Annotated in this window: 20 protein-coding genes; 12 read left to right on the top strand and 8 right to left on the bottom strand. The window is 70.3% G+C overall.

Annotation, left to right across the window (positions count from 1 at the left end; genetic code table 11):
• The first annotated feature begins 40 nt into the window (after positions 1-40).
• Both AB0B45_RS32635 and AB0B45_RS32630 read left to right on the top strand, forming a co-directional pair.
• Positions 41-1,318 carry a Glu/Leu/Phe/Val dehydrogenase gene (locus AB0B45_RS32635; protein ID WP_358138433.1) on the top strand — a complete coding sequence of 426 codons (1,278 nt, stop codon included), beginning with the start codon at positions 41-43 and terminating at the stop codon, positions 1,316-1,318.
• Positions 1,319-1,374: 56 nt separating this feature from the next.
• Positions 1,375-1,854: a cupin domain-containing protein gene (locus AB0B45_RS32630; protein WP_358138431.1), complete on the top strand. Its 480-nt coding sequence runs from the start codon at positions 1,375-1,377 to the stop codon at positions 1,852-1,854.
• A 20-nt stretch (positions 1,855-1,874) separates the two neighbouring features.
• Here the strand turns inward: AB0B45_RS32630 and AB0B45_RS32625 are convergent, their stop codons facing one another.
• Both AB0B45_RS32625 and AB0B45_RS32620 read right to left on the bottom strand, forming a co-directional pair.
• The gene (locus tag AB0B45_RS32625) at positions 1,875-2,246 is read right to left on the bottom strand and encodes a VOC family protein (RefSeq protein WP_358138429.1); all 372 of its coding nucleotides are present in this window, start codon (positions 2,244-2,246) and stop codon (positions 1,875-1,877) included.
• Positions 2,247-2,286: 40 nt separating this feature from the next.
• The gene (locus AB0B45_RS32620; RefSeq protein WP_358138427.1) at positions 2,287-2,733 is read right to left on the bottom strand and encodes a MarR family winged helix-turn-helix transcriptional regulator; all 447 of its coding nucleotides are present in this window, start codon (positions 2,731-2,733) and stop codon (positions 2,287-2,289) included.
• A 48-nt stretch (positions 2,734-2,781) separates the two neighbouring features.
• Here AB0B45_RS32620 and AB0B45_RS32615 point away from each other — a divergent pair, with 48 nt between their 5' ends.
• The 4 genes from AB0B45_RS32615 to AB0B45_RS32600 are packed head-to-tail and all read left to right on the top strand — an operon-like array spanning position 2,782 to position 7,165.
• The gene (locus AB0B45_RS32615; protein WP_358138425.1) at positions 2,782-3,837 is read left to right on the top strand and encodes a substrate-binding domain-containing protein; all 1,056 of its coding nucleotides are present in this window, start codon (positions 2,782-2,784) and stop codon (positions 3,835-3,837) included.
• Between the two features lie 27 nt (positions 3,838-3,864).
• Positions 3,865-5,247, top strand: a complete 1,383-nt coding sequence (locus AB0B45_RS32610; RefSeq protein ID WP_358138423.1) for an APC family permease — start codon at positions 3,865-3,867, stop codon at positions 5,245-5,247.
• Positions 5,244-6,251, top strand: a complete 1,008-nt coding sequence (locus tag AB0B45_RS32605; protein ID WP_358138421.1) for an acetamidase/formamidase family protein — start codon at positions 5,244-5,246, stop codon at positions 6,249-6,251. Before AB0B45_RS32610 ends, AB0B45_RS32605 begins: the two co-directional genes overlap by 4 nt.
• 29 nt (positions 6,252-6,280) lie before the next feature.
• A complete protein-coding gene (locus AB0B45_RS32600; RefSeq protein ID WP_358138419.1) occupies positions 6,281-7,165 on the top strand; it encodes a trypsin-like serine protease in 885 nt (294 codons plus the stop codon).
• Between the two features lie 10 nt (positions 7,166-7,175).
• Here AB0B45_RS32600 and AB0B45_RS32595 read toward each other — a convergent pair whose 3' ends face one another.
• The 3 genes from AB0B45_RS32595 to AB0B45_RS32585 form a co-directional block, all read right to left on the bottom strand.
• On the bottom strand, positions 7,176-8,087 hold the full coding sequence (locus AB0B45_RS32595) for a Gfo/Idh/MocA family oxidoreductase (protein ID WP_358138417.1): 912 nt from the start codon (positions 8,085-8,087) through the stop codon (positions 7,176-7,178).
• Between the two features lie 68 nt (positions 8,088-8,155).
• Positions 8,156-9,067, bottom strand: coding sequence for an NAD-dependent epimerase/dehydratase family protein (locus AB0B45_RS32590; RefSeq protein ID WP_358138415.1), 912 nt, complete (start codon positions 9,065-9,067; stop codon positions 8,156-8,158).
• A gap of 92 nt (positions 9,068-9,159) precedes the next feature.
• Positions 9,160-9,513: a YrdB family protein gene (locus tag AB0B45_RS32585; protein ID WP_358138413.1), complete on the bottom strand. Its 354-nt coding sequence runs from the start codon at positions 9,511-9,513 to the stop codon at positions 9,160-9,162.
• Positions 9,514-9,627: 114 nt separating this feature from the next.
• Here AB0B45_RS32585 and AB0B45_RS32580 point away from each other — a divergent pair, with 114 nt between their 5' ends.
• Positions 9,628-10,326 (top strand): TetR/AcrR family transcriptional regulator, encoded by a 699-nt coding sequence (locus tag AB0B45_RS32580; RefSeq protein ID WP_358138411.1) that lies wholly within the window; start codon positions 9,628-9,630, stop codon positions 10,324-10,326.
• Between the two features lie 52 nt (positions 10,327-10,378).
• Here AB0B45_RS32580 and leuA read toward each other — a convergent pair whose 3' ends face one another.
• A complete protein-coding gene (gene leuA, locus AB0B45_RS32575; protein WP_358138410.1) occupies positions 10,379-12,085 on the bottom strand; it encodes a 2-isopropylmalate synthase in 1,707 nt (568 codons plus the stop codon).
• Positions 12,086-12,224: 139 nt separating this feature from the next.
• Positions 12,225-12,998: a dimethylargininase gene (gene ddaH, locus AB0B45_RS32570; protein ID WP_358138408.1), complete on the bottom strand. Its 774-nt coding sequence runs from the start codon at positions 12,996-12,998 to the stop codon at positions 12,225-12,227.
• Positions 12,999-13,036: 38 nt separating this feature from the next.
• Between ddaH and AB0B45_RS32565 the strand changes: the two genes are divergently transcribed.
• From AB0B45_RS32565 to AB0B45_RS32545, 5 genes are all read left to right on the top strand, one after another.
• Positions 13,037-13,282, top strand: coding sequence for a DUF2630 family protein (locus AB0B45_RS32565; RefSeq protein ID WP_358138406.1), 246 nt, complete (start codon positions 13,037-13,039; stop codon positions 13,280-13,282).
• 73 nt (positions 13,283-13,355) lie between these two features.
• Positions 13,356-14,354 carry a GNAT family N-acetyltransferase gene (locus tag AB0B45_RS32560; protein WP_358138404.1) on the top strand — a complete coding sequence of 333 codons (999 nt, stop codon included), beginning with the start codon at positions 13,356-13,358 and terminating at the stop codon, positions 14,352-14,354.
• Between the two features lie 148 nt (positions 14,355-14,502).
• Positions 14,503-15,816 (top strand): MFS transporter, encoded by a 1,314-nt coding sequence (locus AB0B45_RS32555; protein WP_358138402.1) that lies wholly within the window; start codon positions 14,503-14,505, stop codon positions 15,814-15,816.
• 13 nt (positions 15,817-15,829) lie between these two features.
• Positions 15,830-16,492 carry a response regulator transcription factor gene (locus AB0B45_RS32550; protein WP_358138400.1) on the top strand — a complete coding sequence of 221 codons (663 nt, stop codon included), beginning with the start codon at positions 15,830-15,832 and terminating at the stop codon, positions 16,490-16,492.
• A complete protein-coding gene (locus tag AB0B45_RS32545) occupies positions 16,489-17,835 on the top strand; it encodes a HAMP domain-containing sensor histidine kinase (protein ID WP_358138398.1) in 1,347 nt (448 codons plus the stop codon). The genes AB0B45_RS32550 and AB0B45_RS32545 overlap by 4 nt, the downstream gene beginning before the upstream one ends.
• On the opposite strand, the gene AB0B45_RS32540 is transcribed toward AB0B45_RS32545, so the two are convergent.
• A complete protein-coding gene (locus tag AB0B45_RS32540) occupies positions 17,814-18,725 on the bottom strand; it encodes a TAXI family TRAP transporter solute-binding subunit (RefSeq protein ID WP_358138396.1) in 912 nt (303 codons plus the stop codon). The genes AB0B45_RS32545 and AB0B45_RS32540 overlap by 22 nt on opposite strands.
• Between the last annotated feature and the right edge of the window lie 156 nt (positions 18,726-18,881).

The following is an 18,881-nucleotide window of genomic DNA, read 5'->3' as shown; positions in this document are numbered from 1 at the left end:
TTCCCGCTTTTGGGCGTACATAACAGGAGGAATTCCTTCCATGACCGTCATGGTGCCGTCAAGGACGCCGGCCCTGATCACGCCCGGGCGACAAGCCCTCGACTCCGCTCTCCACCAACTCGACCAGGCGGCCGCGCAGCTCGGCCTCGACGACGGCCTGCACACGATGCTCGCCACGCCGCGCCGCTCGCTGACCGTCTCCGTCCCCGTCCGTCGTGAGGACGGCAGGATGGACGTCGTGCAGGGCTTCCGTGTCCAGCACAACGTCTCGCGCGGCCCCGCCAAGGGCGGCATCCGCTTCCACCCCGCCACCGACATCCACGAGGTCACCGCGCTGGCCATGTGGATGACGTGGAAGTGCGCGCTGGTCGGCATCCCGTACGGCGGCGCCAAGGGCGGCGTCTCCGTGGATCCGACCGCGCTCACCACCAGGGAGCTGGAGCGGCTGACCCGCCGCTACGTCAACGAGATCCTCCCGCTCATCGGGCCGGAGAAGGACATCCCCGCGCCCGACGTCGGCACCGACGAGCAGACCATGGCCTGGATCATGGACACCTACAGCGTCAACGCCGGCTACTCCGTGCCGGGCGTCGTCACGGGCAAGCCGATGACGCTGGGCGGGTCGCTCGGCCGTACGGGAGCGACCTCCAGGGGTGTGCAGATCGCCACGCTGTCCGCGCTCGGCCGCTCGCCCGAGGGTGTGACGGTGGCCGTGCAGGGCTTCGGCAAGGTGGGCGCGCTGGCCGCGCAATACCTGTCCGACGCGGGCGCGAAGGTCGTCGCGGTCTCCGACGTCACCGGCGCGGTCCACAACTCCTCCGGCTTCGACGTGGCCGACCTGCGCGCGTGGGTGACGGAGACCGGCGGCGTCGCCGGTTACCGCCACGGCGACGCGATGGAGCACGCCGCGCTGCTGGAGCTGGACGTGGACGTCCTGGTTCCCGCCGCGCTCGAGGGCGCGATCACCGCCGAGAACGCGTCACGGGTGAAGGCGCGGCTCATCGTCGAGGGCGCCAACGGGCCGACCACGCCGGAGGCGGACGAGATCCTCGCCGCGCAGGGCACCACGATCGTCCCCGACATCCTGGCCAACGCCGGTGGGGTGATCGTGTCGTACCTGGAGTGGGTGCAGAACATGCAGGCCTACTCGTGGAGCGCCAACGAGGTCGAGGTCAGGCTGCGCGACCTCATGGAAGGCGCCTTCACCGAGGTCAGGTCGGTGGCGGCGGCGCGCGGGATCACCCTGCGCCAGGCGGCGCACGTGATCGGCGTGGGCAGGGTCGCCGAGGCCCACCAGATGCGCGGTCTCTACCCCTGACGCATGTCGCGGCGGCGCGGATGGAGGTCGGCGCCGCCGCTCATAGGATCTGGTCTATGACATATCCCGATCCGATCTACTTCGACGACAAGGGCGAGAACAGCGCCGTCTACCGTCCGGCGGGGACCGAGGCCGACCTCGTGTACCCGACCGGCAACACCGTCGACTACCTGGCCACCGGCGCCTCCACCGGTGGCCTGTTCGGTCTCTACCGCTGGAACATGGGCACCACGCCGAGCGGGCCTGGCCCGCACTTCCACAAGACGATCACCGAGTCCTTCTTCGTGCTCGAAGGCTCGATCAAGATCTACAACGGTGACCGCTGGCTCGACACCAAGCCGGGCGACTGGGTCCACGTCCCCGCGGGCGGCGTGCACGGCTTCCGCAACGAGTCGGGCGAGCCCGCCTCCATGCTGCTGCACTTCTCGCCCGGCGCGCCGCGTGAGGGCTACTTCGAGGGCCTGCTCGACATGGCCAGCATGAGCGACGAGGAGAAGGCCGAGTTCTACCTGCGCCACGACAACTACTGGCTCTGAGCGCCGCCCCCACCCGGCGGCTACGCATAGGGGGCGGTGATGACCTCCATGTTGTGGCCGTCGGGGTCGTCGAAGTAGACGCCGCGGCCGCCGTACAGATGGTTGATCTGCCCCGCCTTCTTGTGCGCGGGGTCGGCCCAGTAGTCCAGGCCGCGTTCCCTGATCCGCGCGAAGATCTCGTCGAACTCGGGCTCGCTGACGATGAAGCAGTAGTGGATCGCGCGGAAGTCCGCGGAGTCGTGGTAGTCGAGCGTGACGCCGTTGGCGGTCTCGACGGGAACGAACGGGCCCCATTGGGGGCCCACCTTCAGGCCCAGGATGCCCGCGATGAACTCGGCCGAGGCCTGCTTGTCGCTGCTCGGCACGATCGTGTGGTTCAGGTCGACAGCCATGTCTCCACCGCACCACCGATCACCGGTCATGGCAATGCCCTCAGGGTTGCGGGCCCGCGCCGTCCAGCGCCCGCACCAGGCCCTCCAGATGCGACATCAGCTGCTCGGTGCCGTCGTCGCCGTAGGCCGTGGTGATGAGGCGGTGGTGCTCGGCCACGCTGCCCTCCACCCTGGCCAGCAGGTCCCCGCCACGCTCGGACAGGAACACCGCCACCCTGCGCCGGTCGCCCGCCGAGGGCCCCCGGTAGACGAGCGAGCGGTCGATGAGCCTGTCGACGGCCTTGGTGAGCGTCGGATGCGGCATCAGCACGGCCGCCGCGAGGTCGCCCATCGAGTGGCCGAGACCGTCGGCTAGCGCGCGCAGGATGCGCCACTGCTCCACCGTGACGTCCTCGGAGGCGAGCGAGGCCGCAAGACCCCTGTTGACCAGGCGTTCGGCGCGACTGAGGAGATAGGAGAGGGACGAGCCCAACCCGGTCGTCACCATCCGAATGCCCCTTTCGCCCGCCACCTACCAGGGAGGATACTCGTCCGCGTGGCAGGGACCATCGCTCCCGTCGAAGCTCGGCTCTTGGAGACCGGCGCCCTCAGGGTCGGGCTCGTGGTCCCCGTGTCGGGGGTGCTCGGCCTGGTCGGTCCCTGCGCGATCAACTGCGCGGTGCTGGCGGCCGAGGAGGCCAGCAGGTCGGGGGTGAACGGCAGGCCGATCGAGCTGGTGCTGATCGACGGCGGCAGGCCGCCGCGCGAGGTCGCGCGCGAGGTGGGCGATCTGATCACCACGGGGACGATCGAGGCCGTCGTCGGCACCCACGCCTCCGATGTCCGCATGAGCGTCGCCAGGGCCATCGCCTCCAGGGTGCCGTTCGTGTACGCGCCGCCGTACGAGGGGATCGGGGGCGCGCCCGGCATCTACTTCCTCGGTGAGACGCCCGCGCAACAGCTCGGCCTTGGGCTGAGGCACCTGCGCGGCAGGCGCAGGTGGTTCCTGCTGGGCAACGACTACGTGTGGCCCCGCCTGGTGCACGCCGCCGCCCGCCGCAGGCTCGGCGCCGCGATCGCGGGCGAGCGCCTGGTCCCGTACGGCACCGCGACCACCGCCCTCGACGAGATCGCCAGGCTCAGACCCGACGCCATCCTGCTCAGCCTCATCGGCAGCGATCTGGTGCAGTTCAACCGCGCCTACGCCGAGAGCGGGCTGACCGCGGCCAGGCTCTGCGGCGCTCTTGAGGAGCACGGCCTGCTCGGCGTCGGCGGTGACGCCACCGGCGAGCTCTACGCCTCGATGGGCTACTTCCACGGGCTGACCACCGACGCGGGCCTCGCCTTCGCCGAGCGCTACACCGGCCGGTTCGGCCCCGACGCGCCGATGCTCAACGGCCACGGCCACGGCTGCTACGAGGCGGTCGCCATGCTCGCCGCACTGGCCGCCAGGGCGGGCACGCTCGCCGTACCCGACCTGGACGCGGTCGCCGACGGCACCACGATCACCAGCGGGCGCGGTCTGATCACCCTGTACGGCAGGCAGGTGCGCCGGCCCGTGCACCTGGCCAGGGCAGAGGGCCTCGACTTCCACATTGTCTCTTCACGATGAAACCTTTTCTGTGGAAAGCTTTTGGGTATGACCACACCCCCTGAAGAATCCATTGAGAAGTTCGGCTACCGCCAGGAGCTGCAACGCTCGCTGAGCTTCGCCGACTTGATGATCTACGGCCTGATCTTCATGGTGCCGATCGCGCCCTTCGGCATCTTCGGCACCGTCTACCAGGCCTCCGGCGGCATGGTGGCGCTCGCGTACATCATCGGCCTGGTCGCCATGGCCTTCACCGCCCTGTCCTATGCGCAGATGGCCCAGGCCTTCCCGATGGCGGGCTCCGTCTACACCTATGCGGGCCGCGGCATCGGCGCGCCCGTGGGATTCATGGCGGGATGGGCGATCCTGCTCGACTACGTGCTCGTGCCCGCGCTGCTCTACCTGGTGGCGAGCGCGGCCATGAACTCGTTCGTGCCCGCCGTACCCGTGTGGGCGTGGTTGATCGGGTTCGTGCTGCTCAACACCGTCGTCAACTACCTGGGCATCCAGATGACCGCGCGGATCACCCGCGTCATGCTCGTCGCCGAGCTCATCGTGCTGGCCATCTTCCTGGTGTTCGGCGCGATCGCGCTGGCCATGGGCAGGGGCACGGCCGGGTTCCTGACGCCGATCTTCAACCCCGCCACCTTCTCGCTGACCGTGGTGTTCGGGGCGGCCTCCGTGGCCGTGCTGTCGTTCCTCGGCTTCGACGGCATCTCCACGCTCGCCGAGGAGAGCAAGGAGGACGCCCGCACGCTCGGCCGGTCCATGGTGGCCGCTCTCGCGCTGGCCGCGGTGCTCTTCGTGGTGCAGACGTGGGTGGCGGCGCTGCTCGTCGTCGACGGGCCGAAGCTGATCGCGGAGGGGGACCCGACCGGCAGCGCGTTCTACGACGCCGCCCGCTACGCGGCGGGCCCGTGGCTGAGCGTGCTGACCGCCGTCGCCACCGCCGTCGCCTGGGGGTTCGCCAACTCCCTTGTCGCCCAGGCGGCCACCTCGCGGCTGCTGTTCGCGATGGCCCGCGACCGGCAGCTGCCGTCCTTCCTGGCCCGCGTCGACCCTCGGCACAAGGTGCCGGTGAACGCCACGCTGGCCGTCGCCGCCGTCTCGCTGATCCTCGGCGTCTACCTCAGCACGCGCGAGGACGGGATCCCGTTGCTCAGCTCGCTGGTCAACTTCGGCGCGATGACCGCGTTCCTCGTCCTGCACGTGTCGGTGATCGTCCACTACCTCGTACGGCAGCGCAGCAGGAACCTGCTCGCCCACCTCGTCGTGCCCGTCCTCGGCTTCGTCGTCCTGCTCTTCGTGGTGATCAACGCCAGCGTGGCCGCGCAGACGCTCGGCTTCGCGTGGCTCGGCCTCGGCCTGCTCGTCCTGCTCGCCGGCTACGCCCTGGGCCGCAGGCCCACCCTTCCATCGGAGGTGTCGTGAACATCGTCTCCTACCAGCCCACCGCCGACGAGCTGAGCTACACCTTCGGCGGCAGGGCGGCGGTCGGCAAGGTACGGCCCGGCACGATTTTGGAGCTGTCGACCGAGGACTGTTTCGGCGGCAGGGTCGTGTCGGTCGACGACCTGCCGTCGCAGGTGTGCGAGTTCCCTTACCTCAACCCCGTGACGGGCCCGTTCCACGTCGAGGGGGCCGAGCCGGGCGACACGCTCGCGCTGCACTTCGTCTCCATCACCCCGGCCCGCGACTGGGCGGTCTCCACAACCTTCCCGCACTTCGGCGCGCTGACCGGCACCCACACCACCGCCATGCTCCAGCCTCCGCTGGAGGAGCGCGTCTGGCGCTACGACCTCGACCTGGCCAGGGGGGTGGCGGTCTACCGGGCGCGCAACAGCGACTTCAGCGTCGAGCTGCCGCTCGACCCGATGCACGGCACGGTCGGCGTCGCGCCCGCGGCGAACGAGGTCAGGATGACCATCACGCCCGACGCCCACGGCGGCAACATGGACACTCCCGAACTGCGCACGGGCGTCACGCTCTACCTGGGTGTCAACGTCGAGGGCGGCCTGTTCTCCATCGGCGACGGCCACGCCCGGCAGGGACACGGCGAGGTCTGCGGGACCGGGATCGAGGCCGCGATGAGGACCGTCGTCGCGGTCGAGCTGATCAAGGGCGTCGCCACCCCGTGGCCGCGCCTCGAGGACGACCACCACCTGATGTCCACGGGCTCGGCCAGGCCGCTGGAGGACGCCTACCGCATCAGCCAGCACGACCTGGTCACCTGGTCCGCCTCCCTGACGGGCCTGGACGAGCTGGACGCCTATCAGCTCATCAGCCAGGCGGGCGAAGCGCCCGTCGGCAACGTCTGCGACACCAACTACACAATGGTCGCCAAGGTCCCCAAGGTGGTACTCAAGCACCCCAGGGTCTACGGCGCGGCCCACGCCACGCTGCGCGACCTGGCAAAACGCTACAGCGCCCGATAGAGTTCGCAAGATCAATTCTTGGGGGACGGGTGCTCAGGCTCGTGGTGGCGGCAGGACTGTTCCTGTCGGCGGGAGAGGTTCCCGCCATGGACGTGAAGGACACGGTCGGCTGGGCGTCTCCCACGGCGCCCACCCTTTCGGTGCCGACTCGCCGGGTCCTCACCACGGGCGGCGACCGGCTCGGCTACGCGCCGGTCGCCAGGCCGTACGAGGGCTCGCGCCAGCTGGCGGGGATGCTGGTCAGCCACGACCCCGTCACCGGCACGGACCTCGTGTGCGGGGCCGTGGTGCTCAGGTCGCGCAGCCACAGCCTGGTGCTGACGGCCGCCCACTGCCTGTACGGCAACGGCCACCGCTATGACCGCGTCGCCTTCCTGCCCGCCTACAACAGCGACGGCACGAAGCAGGCGACGCTCGGCGTCTGGCCCGCCGTGCGCGTATGGGTGCCCAAGCGGTGGCGTGCCAGGCGGTACTCCACCGCCCAGCTGCCCTACGACGTCGGCCTGGTCGGTGTGGCCAACGGCGCCCGGCAACTGGAGGAGGTCACGGGGCCCGGGCTCAGGCCGTACCTCACCCGCAAGGGCGACTCGATGTCGCGCCTCGAACTGCTCGGCTACCCGATCAGCGGCACCTACCCCGGCACCGACATGTACCGCTGCGTCGGCGACGCCACCGAGGGTGGCGCCGGCGGGCCAGGGGTGCTCGTCACCCACAACTGCCACGCCGCCCCCGGCACGAGCGGAGGGCCCGCCCTGTACGACGGGGCGGTGGCGGGCGTGGTGTCGTCGTCCAGCCCGTTGCGGGACCCTGCGGGGTTCACGGTGATGACGCGGCTGACTTCCCGGCCGTTCGGCAAGCTGCTCGCCGCCGCCGACCGCGCCATGCGCCCCCGAACCTTCACCCACCGGTCCTGACCACCGGCTTTCAGGAGACCGGGGCCGCCTCGCGCTCGCAGGCGGCGACGATCTCCTCGCACACCTCGTGCGTGGCCAGCGCGTCCTCCGCGCCGAGCACCTCGCCCGCCCGCACCGCGTCCACGAACGCCATGGTCACCTGCTCGATCCCGCGCTGCCTCGACACCGGCACCCAGTCCGGCCGCCGCAGCAGCGTCTCCCCCGCGGGGCCGTAGTCGACGACGTCGCCCAGGTTGACCACCCGCCGCTTCACGCCCTCGCCCAGCACTTCCAGGCTCTCCTCCGAGGCGGCGCCGACCCTGTTCATGACGCCGTGCGCCATGAACCCCTCCCCCGCCAGCTCCAGCACCAGATGCTCGACCAGTCCTTCACGCATCCTGGTGCGGATGCGCGTCTCCGTCACCGGGCCCGGCGCGAGGAAGCGCAACGTGTCGACCACGTGGATGAAGTCATCGAAGACCACCCTCCTCGGCGTGTCCGGCATGACGGGGCGATTCTTCTGCATGAGCACCAGGTGCCGCGACAGGTCGAGCATCCCCGCGTAGCCGGGGGCGTGACGCCTGTTGAAGCCCACCATGAGGGAGACGTGCTCGTCGGCGGCCAGCCGTACCAGCCGGTCGGTCTCTTCGAGGGTGTAGGCGACGGGCTTGTCGACGTAGACGTGCACCCCCGCTCTGAGCAGCGGCTCCACGATCGCGGGGTGCGCCTCGGTGGCCGCGTGCACGAACGCCGCGTCGACGCCCGCCTTGATCACCTCCTCGACCGAGGTGTACCGCCCGGCCTCGCGGTGCGCGTCTCCGAGCCGGTGCAACGTCCGCTCGTTGCGCGTGCACAGGTGCAGGTCGAGGCCGGGCTGGGCGGACAGCACGGGAAGGTAGGCCTTCTCCGCGATGTCGCCGAGGCCGATCATGGCAATCTTCATGCACCGAGCGTAGTGCGCCGGCCCCATCGCCCCACCTCCTCGTGCGACGAGGAAGGGCAGGGGCGGCGTCACACGCCGAGCGTCGCGCGGAGGGCGTCCTCGATCGGGGTGGGCTTGACCCCGAAGGTGGCGGTGAAGGCCGACGAGTCGAGCTCGAACGGCTCCACGAACTGGTAGCGGACGTGCCGCAGCTCGCCGAGCATCGGGCTGACCAGCCCGACCGCCCGCACCACAGGCCACGGAAGCCGGCCCAGCTTGGGCGCGGGCATGCCCAGGATCGCCGCCATCCTGTCGCCCATCTGCCGGAACGTCAGCGGCTCGCTCGTCGGCACGTGCCACGCCTTGCCCCATGCCCGCTCGTCCGCCGCCGCGACGACGAGCGCCTCGGCCACGTCCGGCAGGTACGTCCAGCTGTGCGGCACGTCCGCGGGCCACACGAGCGGGATGGTCTTCCCCGCCCTGAGCGGCTTGATGAACCTGTCACCCAGGTAGGACTGGTCGGTGCTGCCAGGACCGAAGTAGTCGGAGCCGCGCACCTCCGCCGCCCTGATCCTGCCCGCCTCGTGCGCGGCCCGCATGTCCGCCCACATCTTGGCCCTGACCTGAGCCTTCGGGTTGCTGGAGGCCGCCGGCAGATCCTCGGTCATCGGCCCGCGAACGGGACCGTAGCCGTAGAGGTTGCCCGACGCCACCAGCACCGCGCCGCTCGCCTCCGCCGCCGCCAGGAACGACGCGGCCAGCGGCGGCCAGTCGGTGAGCCAGCGATGGTACTGCGGGTTGACGCAGTTGTAGATCGCGTCGGCGCCCTTGGCGATCTCGGCCAGCCTGGCCGCGTCGGCCACGTCGGCCGCGACCTTGGTGGCGCCCTCGGGACCGCTGCCCGAACGGGTGACGACCACGACCTCGTGGCCCTGCGCCAGCAGCCGGCGAACGACGTGCGGACCGACCTGACCCGCACCGACGACGATGTGCTTACCCATGATCAACCTGCTTCCAGACGATAGACGTACGATAATCGATCTTCCCGGATGCGTCGGCGCGGCAGGCGCCGACGACCGGGCGGGGCCGAGGGTCAGGACTGGTGCCAGGCCAGGCGGAGGACCGCGTTGACGACGAAGGCGGCGCCCAAGATCACCGCCGGGGTGAGCGCGCCGGCGGCGTAGAGCGCGAGAGCGCCGCCACCGAACCAGGCGACCTCGAACAGGCCCCTGGCGATCCCCGTCAGCGGGTAGGTGGCGTTGGCCCCGCCGCCGGCCGCGAACAGCCCCCACAGCACTCCGAACAGGACAGGTGCCCCGATCCCCGCCACCAGCTTCAGGACCCAGTTCGAGCCGAAGGTGAAGCCCCAGTAGCCGGTCGCCACCAGAACGCTGAGCTCCAGGACGAACATCAGGGCCAGGTTGGCGCCCTTGGCGATGGCGAGCATGTGAACCTCTTCGTGAGTGCCGTTCGCTTACGAGATCAATGCTCTCTCAAGAGAGCGGCTGTCGTCAAGAGCAGTGCTCTCGTTTTTTGGCGGCGCTCTGGTAGCGTGCTTCGCATGATGACCGCTAGCCGTACCGCCAGAGAACGTGTCCGCGCGGAGCTGATCAGGGAGATCACCGACATCGCGCGCCGCCACCTGTCCACCGAGGGCGCGGCGGGCCTGTCACTGCGGGCCGTCGCACGGGAGATGGGGATGGTCTCGTCGGCCATCTATCGCTATTTCCCGACGAAGGATGACCTGTTGACCGCGCTCATCATCGACGCCTACAACGCGGTCGGCGAGGCGGTCGAACACGCCGACGCGGGGTGCGCGCGGGAGGACTTCATCGGGCGCTGGATGGAGATGTGCAGGGCGATCAGGGCGTGGGCGCTGGCGCATCCGCACGAGTACGCGTTGATCCACGGCACGCCCGTGCCCGGCTACCAGGCGCCGGACGACACCATCGATCCCGCGTCGCGTGACGGGATCATGTTCGCCAGACTGTTCACCGACGCCCAGGCCGCGGGGACGATCCAGCTGCCCGGCGACACTCCGGTACCTGCGCAGTTCCACGGCGACGCGGCCGCCCTCCGCGAGACGGTCTTCGTGGGAGTGCCCGACGAGGGGATCCTGCGGGGAATCCACGCATGGACGTGGGTCTACGGGGCGGTCAACTTCGAGCTGTTCGGGATGTACAACAACGTGATCACCGACAGGGCGGCCACCTTCGAGCACGGCGCCCTCTCGATGGCGCACTACGCGGGACTGCGCTGAAGACGACGGAGGGGCACGGCTCGGCGAGCCGTACCCCTCAGAAGTGGCCGGGTCAGCGCGATGCGCGGTTGACCGCCGAGATGATCGCCTTGAGCGAGGCCGTCGTGGTGTTGCCGTCGACGCCCACGCCCCACAGCACCTCACCGTTGACGTCGCACTCCAGGTAGGACGCCGCCTTGGCGTCGCTGCCCGCGCTCATCGCGTGCTCGACGTAGTCCAGCACCCGCACCTCGACCCCGAGCGACGAGATCGCGTCGATGAACGCCGAGATGGGCCCGTTCCCCGTGCCGGAGACCTCACGGATCTCCCCGTCGACCCGCACGTCGGCGCTGATGCGGTCCTTCTCGTCGACGGTCGACTCGTGCCGGTGCGCCATGAGGCCCAGACGGCCCCAGCGGTTGGCGGGGTTCGGCAGGTACTCGTCAGTGAAGATCTCGAACATCGCGGCGGGCGAGATCTCGCCGCCCTCCGCGTCGGTGCGGGCCTGGACGACCTTGGAGAACTCGATCTGCAGCCTGCGCGGCAGGTCGAGCTGGTGGTCGGCCTTCATGATGTAGGCGACCCCGCCCTTGCCCGACTGGCTGTTGACCCTGATGACCGCCTCGTAGCTGCGGCCGATGTCCTTGGGGTCGATCGGCAGGTACGGCACCGCCCACGTGAACGAGTCGACGGGCACCCCCGCGATGGCCGCGTCGGCCTCCAGGTGCTCGAAGCCCTTCTTGATGGCGTCCTGGTGGGAGCCGGAGAAGGCGGTGTAGACCAGCTCGCCGCCCCATGGGTGGCGCGGGTGCACGGGCAGCTGGTTGCAGTACTCGGTGACGCGACGGATCTCGTCGATGTCACTGAAGTCGATCTCGGGGTCGACGCCCTGCGAGAACAGGTTCATGCCCAGGGTCACCAGGCAGACGTTGCCCGTGCGCTCGCCGTTGCCGAACAGGCAGCCCTCGATGCGGTCGGCGCCGGCCATGTAGCCCAGCTCGGCGGCGGCCACGGCGCTGCCGCGGTCGTTGTGGGGGTGCAGCGACAGGATGATGGAGTCGCGGCGGGCCAAGTTGCGGTGCATCCACTCGATCTGGTCGGCGTAGATGTTGGGGGTGGCCATCTCGACCGTCGCGGGCAGGTTGATGATCACCTTGCGCTCGGGGGTGGGCTGCCACACCTCGTTGACCGCGTCGCAGACCTCGACGGCGTACTCCAGCTCGGTGCCGGTGAACGACTCGGGCGAGTACTGGTAGCGGACGTCGACGTCGGAGGCCTCGGCCAGCTTGCGCACCAGCTTCGCGCCCTCGACGGCGATCGCGGTGATGCCCTCCCTGTCCATCCCGAACACGACCCGCCGCTGCAGCGTGGAGGTGGAGTTGTAGAGGTGGACGATGGCTTGCTTGGCGCCCTGGATGGCCTCGAAGGTCCGCTCGATCAGCTCGGGCCTGGCCTGCGTCAGCACCTGGATGACCACGTCGTCGGGGATCAGGCCCTCGTCGATGATCTGCCTGACGAAGTCGAAGTCGGTCTGCGAGGCGGCGGGGAAACCTACCTCGATCTCCTTGTAACCCATCCGTACCAGCAGCGCGAACATCTTCAGCTTGCGGTGGGAGTCCATCGGGTCGATCAGCGCCTGGTTGCCGTCACGCAGGTCGACGGCGCACCAGCGGGGCGCCTTGGTGATGACCTGATCAGGCCAGGTGCGGTCGGTCAGCCTGACGGGCTGGAACGGCTGGTAGCGCTGGACGGGCATGGAGCTGGGCTGCTGAGCGGTCATTTTCACGGTCCTCGTCGGTCGGAAGGAAGCGGCCGACGCGCATGACTCGCTCCGCGACGAGGGAGCCGGCCTACTAGAGGCCCCCGCCGCGGCAGCTAAGAAGCAGTCCATGCAGCATGTCAAGCACGCTACCAGACGCTCAGGAACGCTTGTGCCAAGGTCTCACATCGCGAGACACGAGTACGGACAGACAGGTCACGCAGCCTTCGAGCTTCTCGAACTCGGAGATGTCCACCTGGACCACGTCCAGCCCCCGCCGTTCGAGTACCGCGGCGGTCGCGGGCGCGGAGGCGGCCATCAGCACCCGGTTCCCGCCGAGCAGCACGAGGTGGGAGCCCGCCTCCTCCTCGGGGACGAGCAGGCCGGGCAGGTCGACACACGCAGGGTCGCCGATGAGCGTCCCGTCGGGCAGCGCGGTGACGGCCGACTTCAGGTGGAGCACGCCGCGCATCTCGACGGGCACGACCTCGCGCTCGGGCAGGTGCGCCGCGAGCTGGGCGATGCCCTCGTCGTTGGTCCTGGCCGACCTGCCGACGTAGACGCGCGAGCCGACCTGCAGGACGTCGCCGCCGTCCAGCGTGCCGGGCCCCTCGATACGCCTGATCTCCAGGTCCAGCTTGCCCACGGCCGCCGCGACCGTCTCCACCTCGGGCCGCCGCTCGGGCGCTCCGGGCCTGGTCAGCACGGCGGTGCCGGCGCTGACGACGACCGCGTCCTCGACGAAGACCCCGTCGGGCAGGTCGTCGGCGCGCTCGACGTGCTCGACCTGCCAGCCGTACGCGCCGAGGGCCTCGACGTAGCGGGCGTGCTGGCGCGCGGCCAGCGCCGCGTCCACCGGCTCGCGCTCGATGTTCGTGACGATGCCCTCGGCCAGACGAGGGCCGGGCGTTCTGACCAGCGCAATACCAGACATGGGACGATTTCTACCACGTGGTGGCTAGAGTCTGATCCATGCAGGACAACGAGATTCTCAGCAGGATCAGCTCCCTCGTGACCGAGGAGCACGAATTGCGCAGCAGGCTCGCCTCGGGCGAGGTGACCTCCGACGAGGAGAACGCCCGGGTCAAGGAGCTTGAGGTGTCGCTCGACCAGTGCTGGGACCTCCTGCGGCAGCGCAGGGCCCGCCGCGGCATCGGCGAGAACCCCGACAACGCCGCGCCGCGCCCCGTCGACGAGGTCGAGAACTATCAGCAGTAGCGCACCCGGCCGGCGCCTTCCAGCCGAAGGGGCGTCGGCCGAAATTCGCTGGCGGCGGCCCCAGCCTGTGCGGTTGCCTGACCTCATGGACATCCAGCGCATCGACCTCGACTCGCCCGGCGGCCTGCTGACCGGGCTCCACGAGGCACATCTGGCCGCGTACGCCCATCTCCCAGGGCCTCGCATGTCGCTGCGGAGCTTCACCAGGATGGTGTCCCGCGGCGCCCCCGGCGACCGGACGGAGGCGTGGGCGGTGGTCGAGGACGGCAGGATCGTGGCCGGTTTCGGCCTGAGCCTGCCGATGACCGACAACACCCACCTCGGGGTGATGCTCTCGCCCATGGTCGTGCCCGAGCGGCGGCGCAGGGGCATCGGCACGGCGCTGGTCGCCCATGCCGCCGACAGGATCCGTACGGCTGGCCGCCGCCTGCTGACCGCCGAGGCCCAGTCGAGCGATCACGCCGACGGGTTCGCCCTCGCGACGGGGTTCACCTCCACGCTCGGCGAGGCGCGAAGGGTGTTCGACCTGCGCGAAGCCGACTGGGACGAGCTCCGGCGCATGCTCGCGGAGGCCGAGCCGCGCGCCGCGGGCTACCGGCTCGAACGATGGGCGGGTCCGGCCGAACCCGAGCTGCACGCGGACCTGGCGCTGATGATGGAGGGCATGAACGACGCGCCGCACAGCGACGACGTCGAGGGCATGAAGTGGGACGCCGAGCGCATCAGGACGGGCGAGGCGATGGACGCCGAGTTCATGCACCAGACCTACTCCATGATCGCCAGACGGGTCTCCGACGGCGCCGTCGCGGGCTATACCCGCATCTACGTCGATCTCGCCGAGCCCGACGGCTGGGGCCGCCAGGCCGACACCGTGGTGCTGCGCGCGCACCGGGGCCACCGGCTCGGGCTGGTGCTGAAGCTGGCGAACCTGCTGTGGCTCCGCGAGATGGAGCCGGACGTCGAACGCGTCATCACGTGGAACGCCAGATCCAACGCCCACATGCTGGCGATCAACGAGGCGATGGGTTTCGAGCTGCTCGACGAGTGGAACCAGTGGCAGCGCGAGGTCTGACCTCGTGACCGGGTCGAAAAGAATTCATCCTACATTCGGGTGATTTCCGTTGTGTTAAGCGGACGTTAGATAACCGGTCATCCCCCTGGACGGAGCAACCTTCCGCAGAGAGCCTACGACCTGCAACGGCTCTCGCAGGAGGTCCCCCTTGACGACACACGCATCCGCGCGCACCCCTTGGAAGGCGGTGCTCGGCGGTTCGATCGGCAACCTGGTCGAGTGGTACGACTGGTTCGTCTACAGCAGCTTCGCCGTCTACTTCGCGAGCTCGTTCTTCCCCAAGGGCAACGCCACCGCCCAGCTCCTCAACACCCTGGGCATCTTCGCGGTCGGCTTCCTCATGCGGCCGGTCGGCGGATGGCTGCTCGGCCGCTACGCCGACAGGAAGGGCCGTAAGGCGGCCCTCACGATGACCGTGACGCTGATGTCGGCCAGCGCGCTGCTGATCGCCATCGCCCCGACGTACCAGGCGGTCGGCTACTTCGGTGCCGTGGTGCTGCTGGTGGCCCGCCTCCTGCAGGGCATCTCGGTCGGCGGCGAGTACGCCGCCAGCGCCACCTACCTGACCGAGGCCACCCCCGCGGGCAAGCGCGGCTTCGCCTCCAGCTTCCAGTACGTCTCCATGACGGCCGGCCAGCTGGTCGGCCTCGGGCTGCAGATCGTCCTGCAGAACACGATGTCGGAGGAGGCGCTGACCTCGTGGGGCTGGCGCATCCCGTTCATCATCGGCGCGCTCGCCGCGGCCGTGGTGTTCTACCTGCGCCGCAGCCTCATGGAGACCGCGGTCTTCGACGAGGACACCAAGGAGGCCCAGCGCGAGCGCGGCACCCTGCGCCAGCTGTTCACGCACAAGCGCGAGTTCTTCCTGGTCATCGCCCTCACCATGGGCGGCACGGTCGCGTACTACACCTACACGACCTACCTCACGACCTACCTGTCCAACACCGCGGGGCTGCCGAAGTCCACCGCGACGCTGGTCAGCTTCACCGCGCTGTTCATCTTCATGTGCATCCAGCCGCTGGCGGGAGCGCTGTCCGACAGGATCGGCCGCCGCCCCCTGCTGATCACCTTCGGTTTCGGGTCCATGCTCGGCACGGTGCCGCTCATGTACGCGCTGTCCGGCGTCACCGGCTTCGGCGGCGCGCTGGTGCTGTCGCTGGTCGGCCTGATCATCATCACCGGCTACACCTCGATCAACGCGGTGGTGAAGGCCGAGCTGTTCCCGACGAACGTGCGGGCACTGGGTGTGGCGCTGCCGTACGCGATCGCCAACGCGGTGTTCGGCGGCACCGCGCCGTACGTGGCGCTGTGGTTCAAGGACTCCGGTATCGAGTCCGGCTTCTACTGGTACGTCGCGGGCTGCGCGGCCGTCTCCCTCATCGTCTACTTCACGATGCGCGAGACCCGCGACGCGGCCCTGTCGTCCAGTGAGAAGACGGGACCGGAGCTCGTTCGCGCCTAATACCCTGAGTGACATGCGAGTGCTCCTGGTCGAAGACGACGACCGGCTCGCGGCCGCCCTGACCACGGCCCTGTCGAGGCACGGTCACCAGATCGTGCGCGCGGGGCTCGCGGTCGACGCCCTCCGCCTGGCGGGGGGCGTCGACTTCGTCCTGCTCGACCTCGGCCTGCCCGACATGGACGGGCTGGAGGCGCTGCGCCGCGTCCGCCGGGTCTCCGCAGTGCCGATCATCGTGGTCACCGCCCGCACGGACGAGCGCGAGATCCTGCGCGGCCTGCGCTCCGGCGCCGACGACTACCTGGTCAAGCCGTTCCGTACGGCCGAGCTCATGGCCCGCATGGAGGCCGTCGTGCGCCGCGGCACCCGCCCCATGCGGGCCAGGGACGACGTGGTCACGGTCGGCGATGTGCGGATCGACCTGGAGACCCGCCAGGTGAGCGTGGGCGGCGAGCCGGTGACCCTGACCAGGCGAGAGTTCGACGTGCTCGCGCTGCTGGCCAGACAGCCCGGCGTGGTGCGCAGCCGCGAGGAGATCCTCGACGAGGTGTGGGGCGACCCGCTGCTGTCGGCGTCCCGCTCGCTCGACGTCCACGTCGCAGGCCTGCGGTCCAAGACCGGTCGGCCCGGCCTGGTCGAAACCCTGCGGGGCACCGGCTACCGGCTGGGCGGGCAGTGAGACACCGCCTGGTCGTCACGTTCACCACGCTGATCGTGTTGATGATCGCGGCGCTCGCCGTCCCTCTGGGGATGGCCTACGCCTCGCACCGCACCAACCGGCTGCTGCTCGACCGCCGCGCCGACGCCACCCGTTTCGCCGAGCTGGCCGACCAGGCTGCGCGCGAGGGCGACAGGACGGCGCTGACGGCGGAGGTCATCCGCTACGCCGACCTGTACGGCGCCGCCGTACAGGTCAAGAACCGCGACGGCACGAGCCTGGTCGACGCGGGCGGCATGAGCGCCGACACCTCGGCCGCGGTCCGCCTTGCGCTGTCGGGTCAGACGACAGAGGACCTGCCGACGATCAGCCCGTTCGGGCCGGACCAGGTGCTCATCGCCGAACCCGCGGGCCGCGACGCGCAGCTGTCGGGCGTGGTGCTGCTGCGCGCGCCCACCACGCAGGCGCGCGCCGACGTGTCGCTGGTGTGGGCGGGGCTCGCGCTCGGCGCGCTGGTGGCGCTCGGCTACTCGGTGCTGGCCGCCAGGGGGCTGGCGAGGTGGATCCTGCGGCCCGTCACCGAGCTCGACCGCACCACGCAGGCGATCGCCGAGGGTCATCTCGACGCCCGCGCCCACCCGGGGGTGGGCCCCACCGAGCTGCGGCGGCTCGAGGAGCGGTTCAACGCGATGGCCGACGCGGTCTCCACGACGCTCGACCGCCAGCGGGCCTTCGTCGCCGACGCCTCGCACGAGCTGCGCACCCCGCTCACCGTGCTGTCGCTGCGGCTGGAGAACCTGGAGCCGCACCTCAAGGACGAGGGCTCGATGGAGTTCGAGGAGGCGCTGACCGAGGTGGACCGGCTGGCGGGCCTCGTGGAGGACCTGCTCGCGCTGGCCAGGGTCGAGGCGGGCGCGGTGTCCCTGCGGCTCGACGCGGTCACCCCGCTGGGCCCGCGGCTGGCGGGCTGGCGGGAGGTCTACACGGCCAAGGACCTCAGACTCGACGTCGATCTGGGGCAGGACGACGCCGCGGTGCCCGAGGCGGCCGCCAGGGTGGCCGACATCGCGCTGGACAACGCGCAGAAGTTCGTCCCGCCGGGGGGCTCCGTCACCGTCACACTGAGGGACGGCGTGCTGCGCATCGCCGACGACGGCCCAGGACTGCCGGAGGAGGAGCGGGCGCAGGCGCTCGGCAGGTTCTGGCGGGCCGGCGCGCACGCGAACGTGCCGGGCAGCGGGCTCGGCCTGGCCATCGCGGCCGAGCTGGCCAGGGCGTGCGGGGCCACGCTGGCGCTGGAGGCGAACGAGCCGCGGGGGCTGGTGGTGGAGCTGCGGCCGGCTCAGCCGTACACGGACCTGTAGTAGCGGGCGGCGCCCTCGTGCAGGGAGACGGCGCCCGTGCCGATCGCGTAGCGCTTGTCGAGCCGCCCGCCGGGCGCGTCCGGGGCTTCGAGCCTGTCGCGGCTGGCGAAGAGGGTCTCGGTGACGGAGAAGGCGATCTCGTCGGCGAGCCCGGTCCTGCACACCAGGTAGCTGGGGGTGCCGACGGTCGGCACGGGGCCCGGCTGGGCATACTCCTCCGCCGGGACGATCGCGCTCTCGTAGAGCGGGCCGTACTGCCTGCGCAGCGGCCCGACCAGCGAGTCGAGCGGCAGCAGCCTGATCGGGAGCGCGCTGGTGGCCAGTGCGGGCGTGGGCACGCCGCCCGACCAGAAGAAGGCGTCGACGCCGCCGACGGCCAGCGCCCTGAGCGACTCGTCCAGGCCGAGCCGCGAGGTCCGGGCGCGCTCCTTGAGCGCGGCCTTGGCCAGCACGCGCTCAGCGGTGAACGCGGTGCCCGAGCCGTCCGCGCCCGTCGAGACCGCCCGGCCCGCCAGGTCCTGAATCCGCGTGATGCCCGAGTCCTTGCGGACGACCAGGTGGACGTAGTTCATGTACATCCTGGCCAGCGCGGAGACGGGTTCGTGGCGCACCCGGACCGCCTCGTCGGCGCTGTCGGCCAGCGACAGGCCCAGGTCGGCCCTGCCGTCCGCGAGCATCGCGAGGTTCTCGATGCTGGCGGCGGTCCTCAGCACCGTGACGCCGAAGCCACGCCGGCGCAGCTCGGTGGCGAGCCGGTCGCCCAGCACCTCGTAGGGGCCGCCGACGGGTCCGGTGGCGAAGCGCAGCCTGGCCGTCTCGTCGGTGCCGGCCGCACAGCCCCCGGCCAGCCCCGCCGCCATGGCGAGAAAGGCGCGGCGGGTGACGGACATGTCCCCAAGGTATCCGGTCAGACGGCTGACCTCCTCTCCGCTCGGCCCGTTCGCGGCGCCGGAACACAACTACCAGGGCTTGTTCAGACAAGCTGTGCACACTTGTCCCGGTGGAGGCAAGGGAGTCTGGTCAATTTGCGTACATCTGGGCTTTAC

The sequence above is a fragment of the Nonomuraea sp. NPDC049152 genome (assembly GCF_040648355.1).
GTDB lineage: Bacteria > Actinomycetota > Actinomycetes > Streptosporangiales > Streptosporangiaceae > Nonomuraea.
This window is presented reverse-complemented; position numbering and strand designations above follow the sequence as displayed.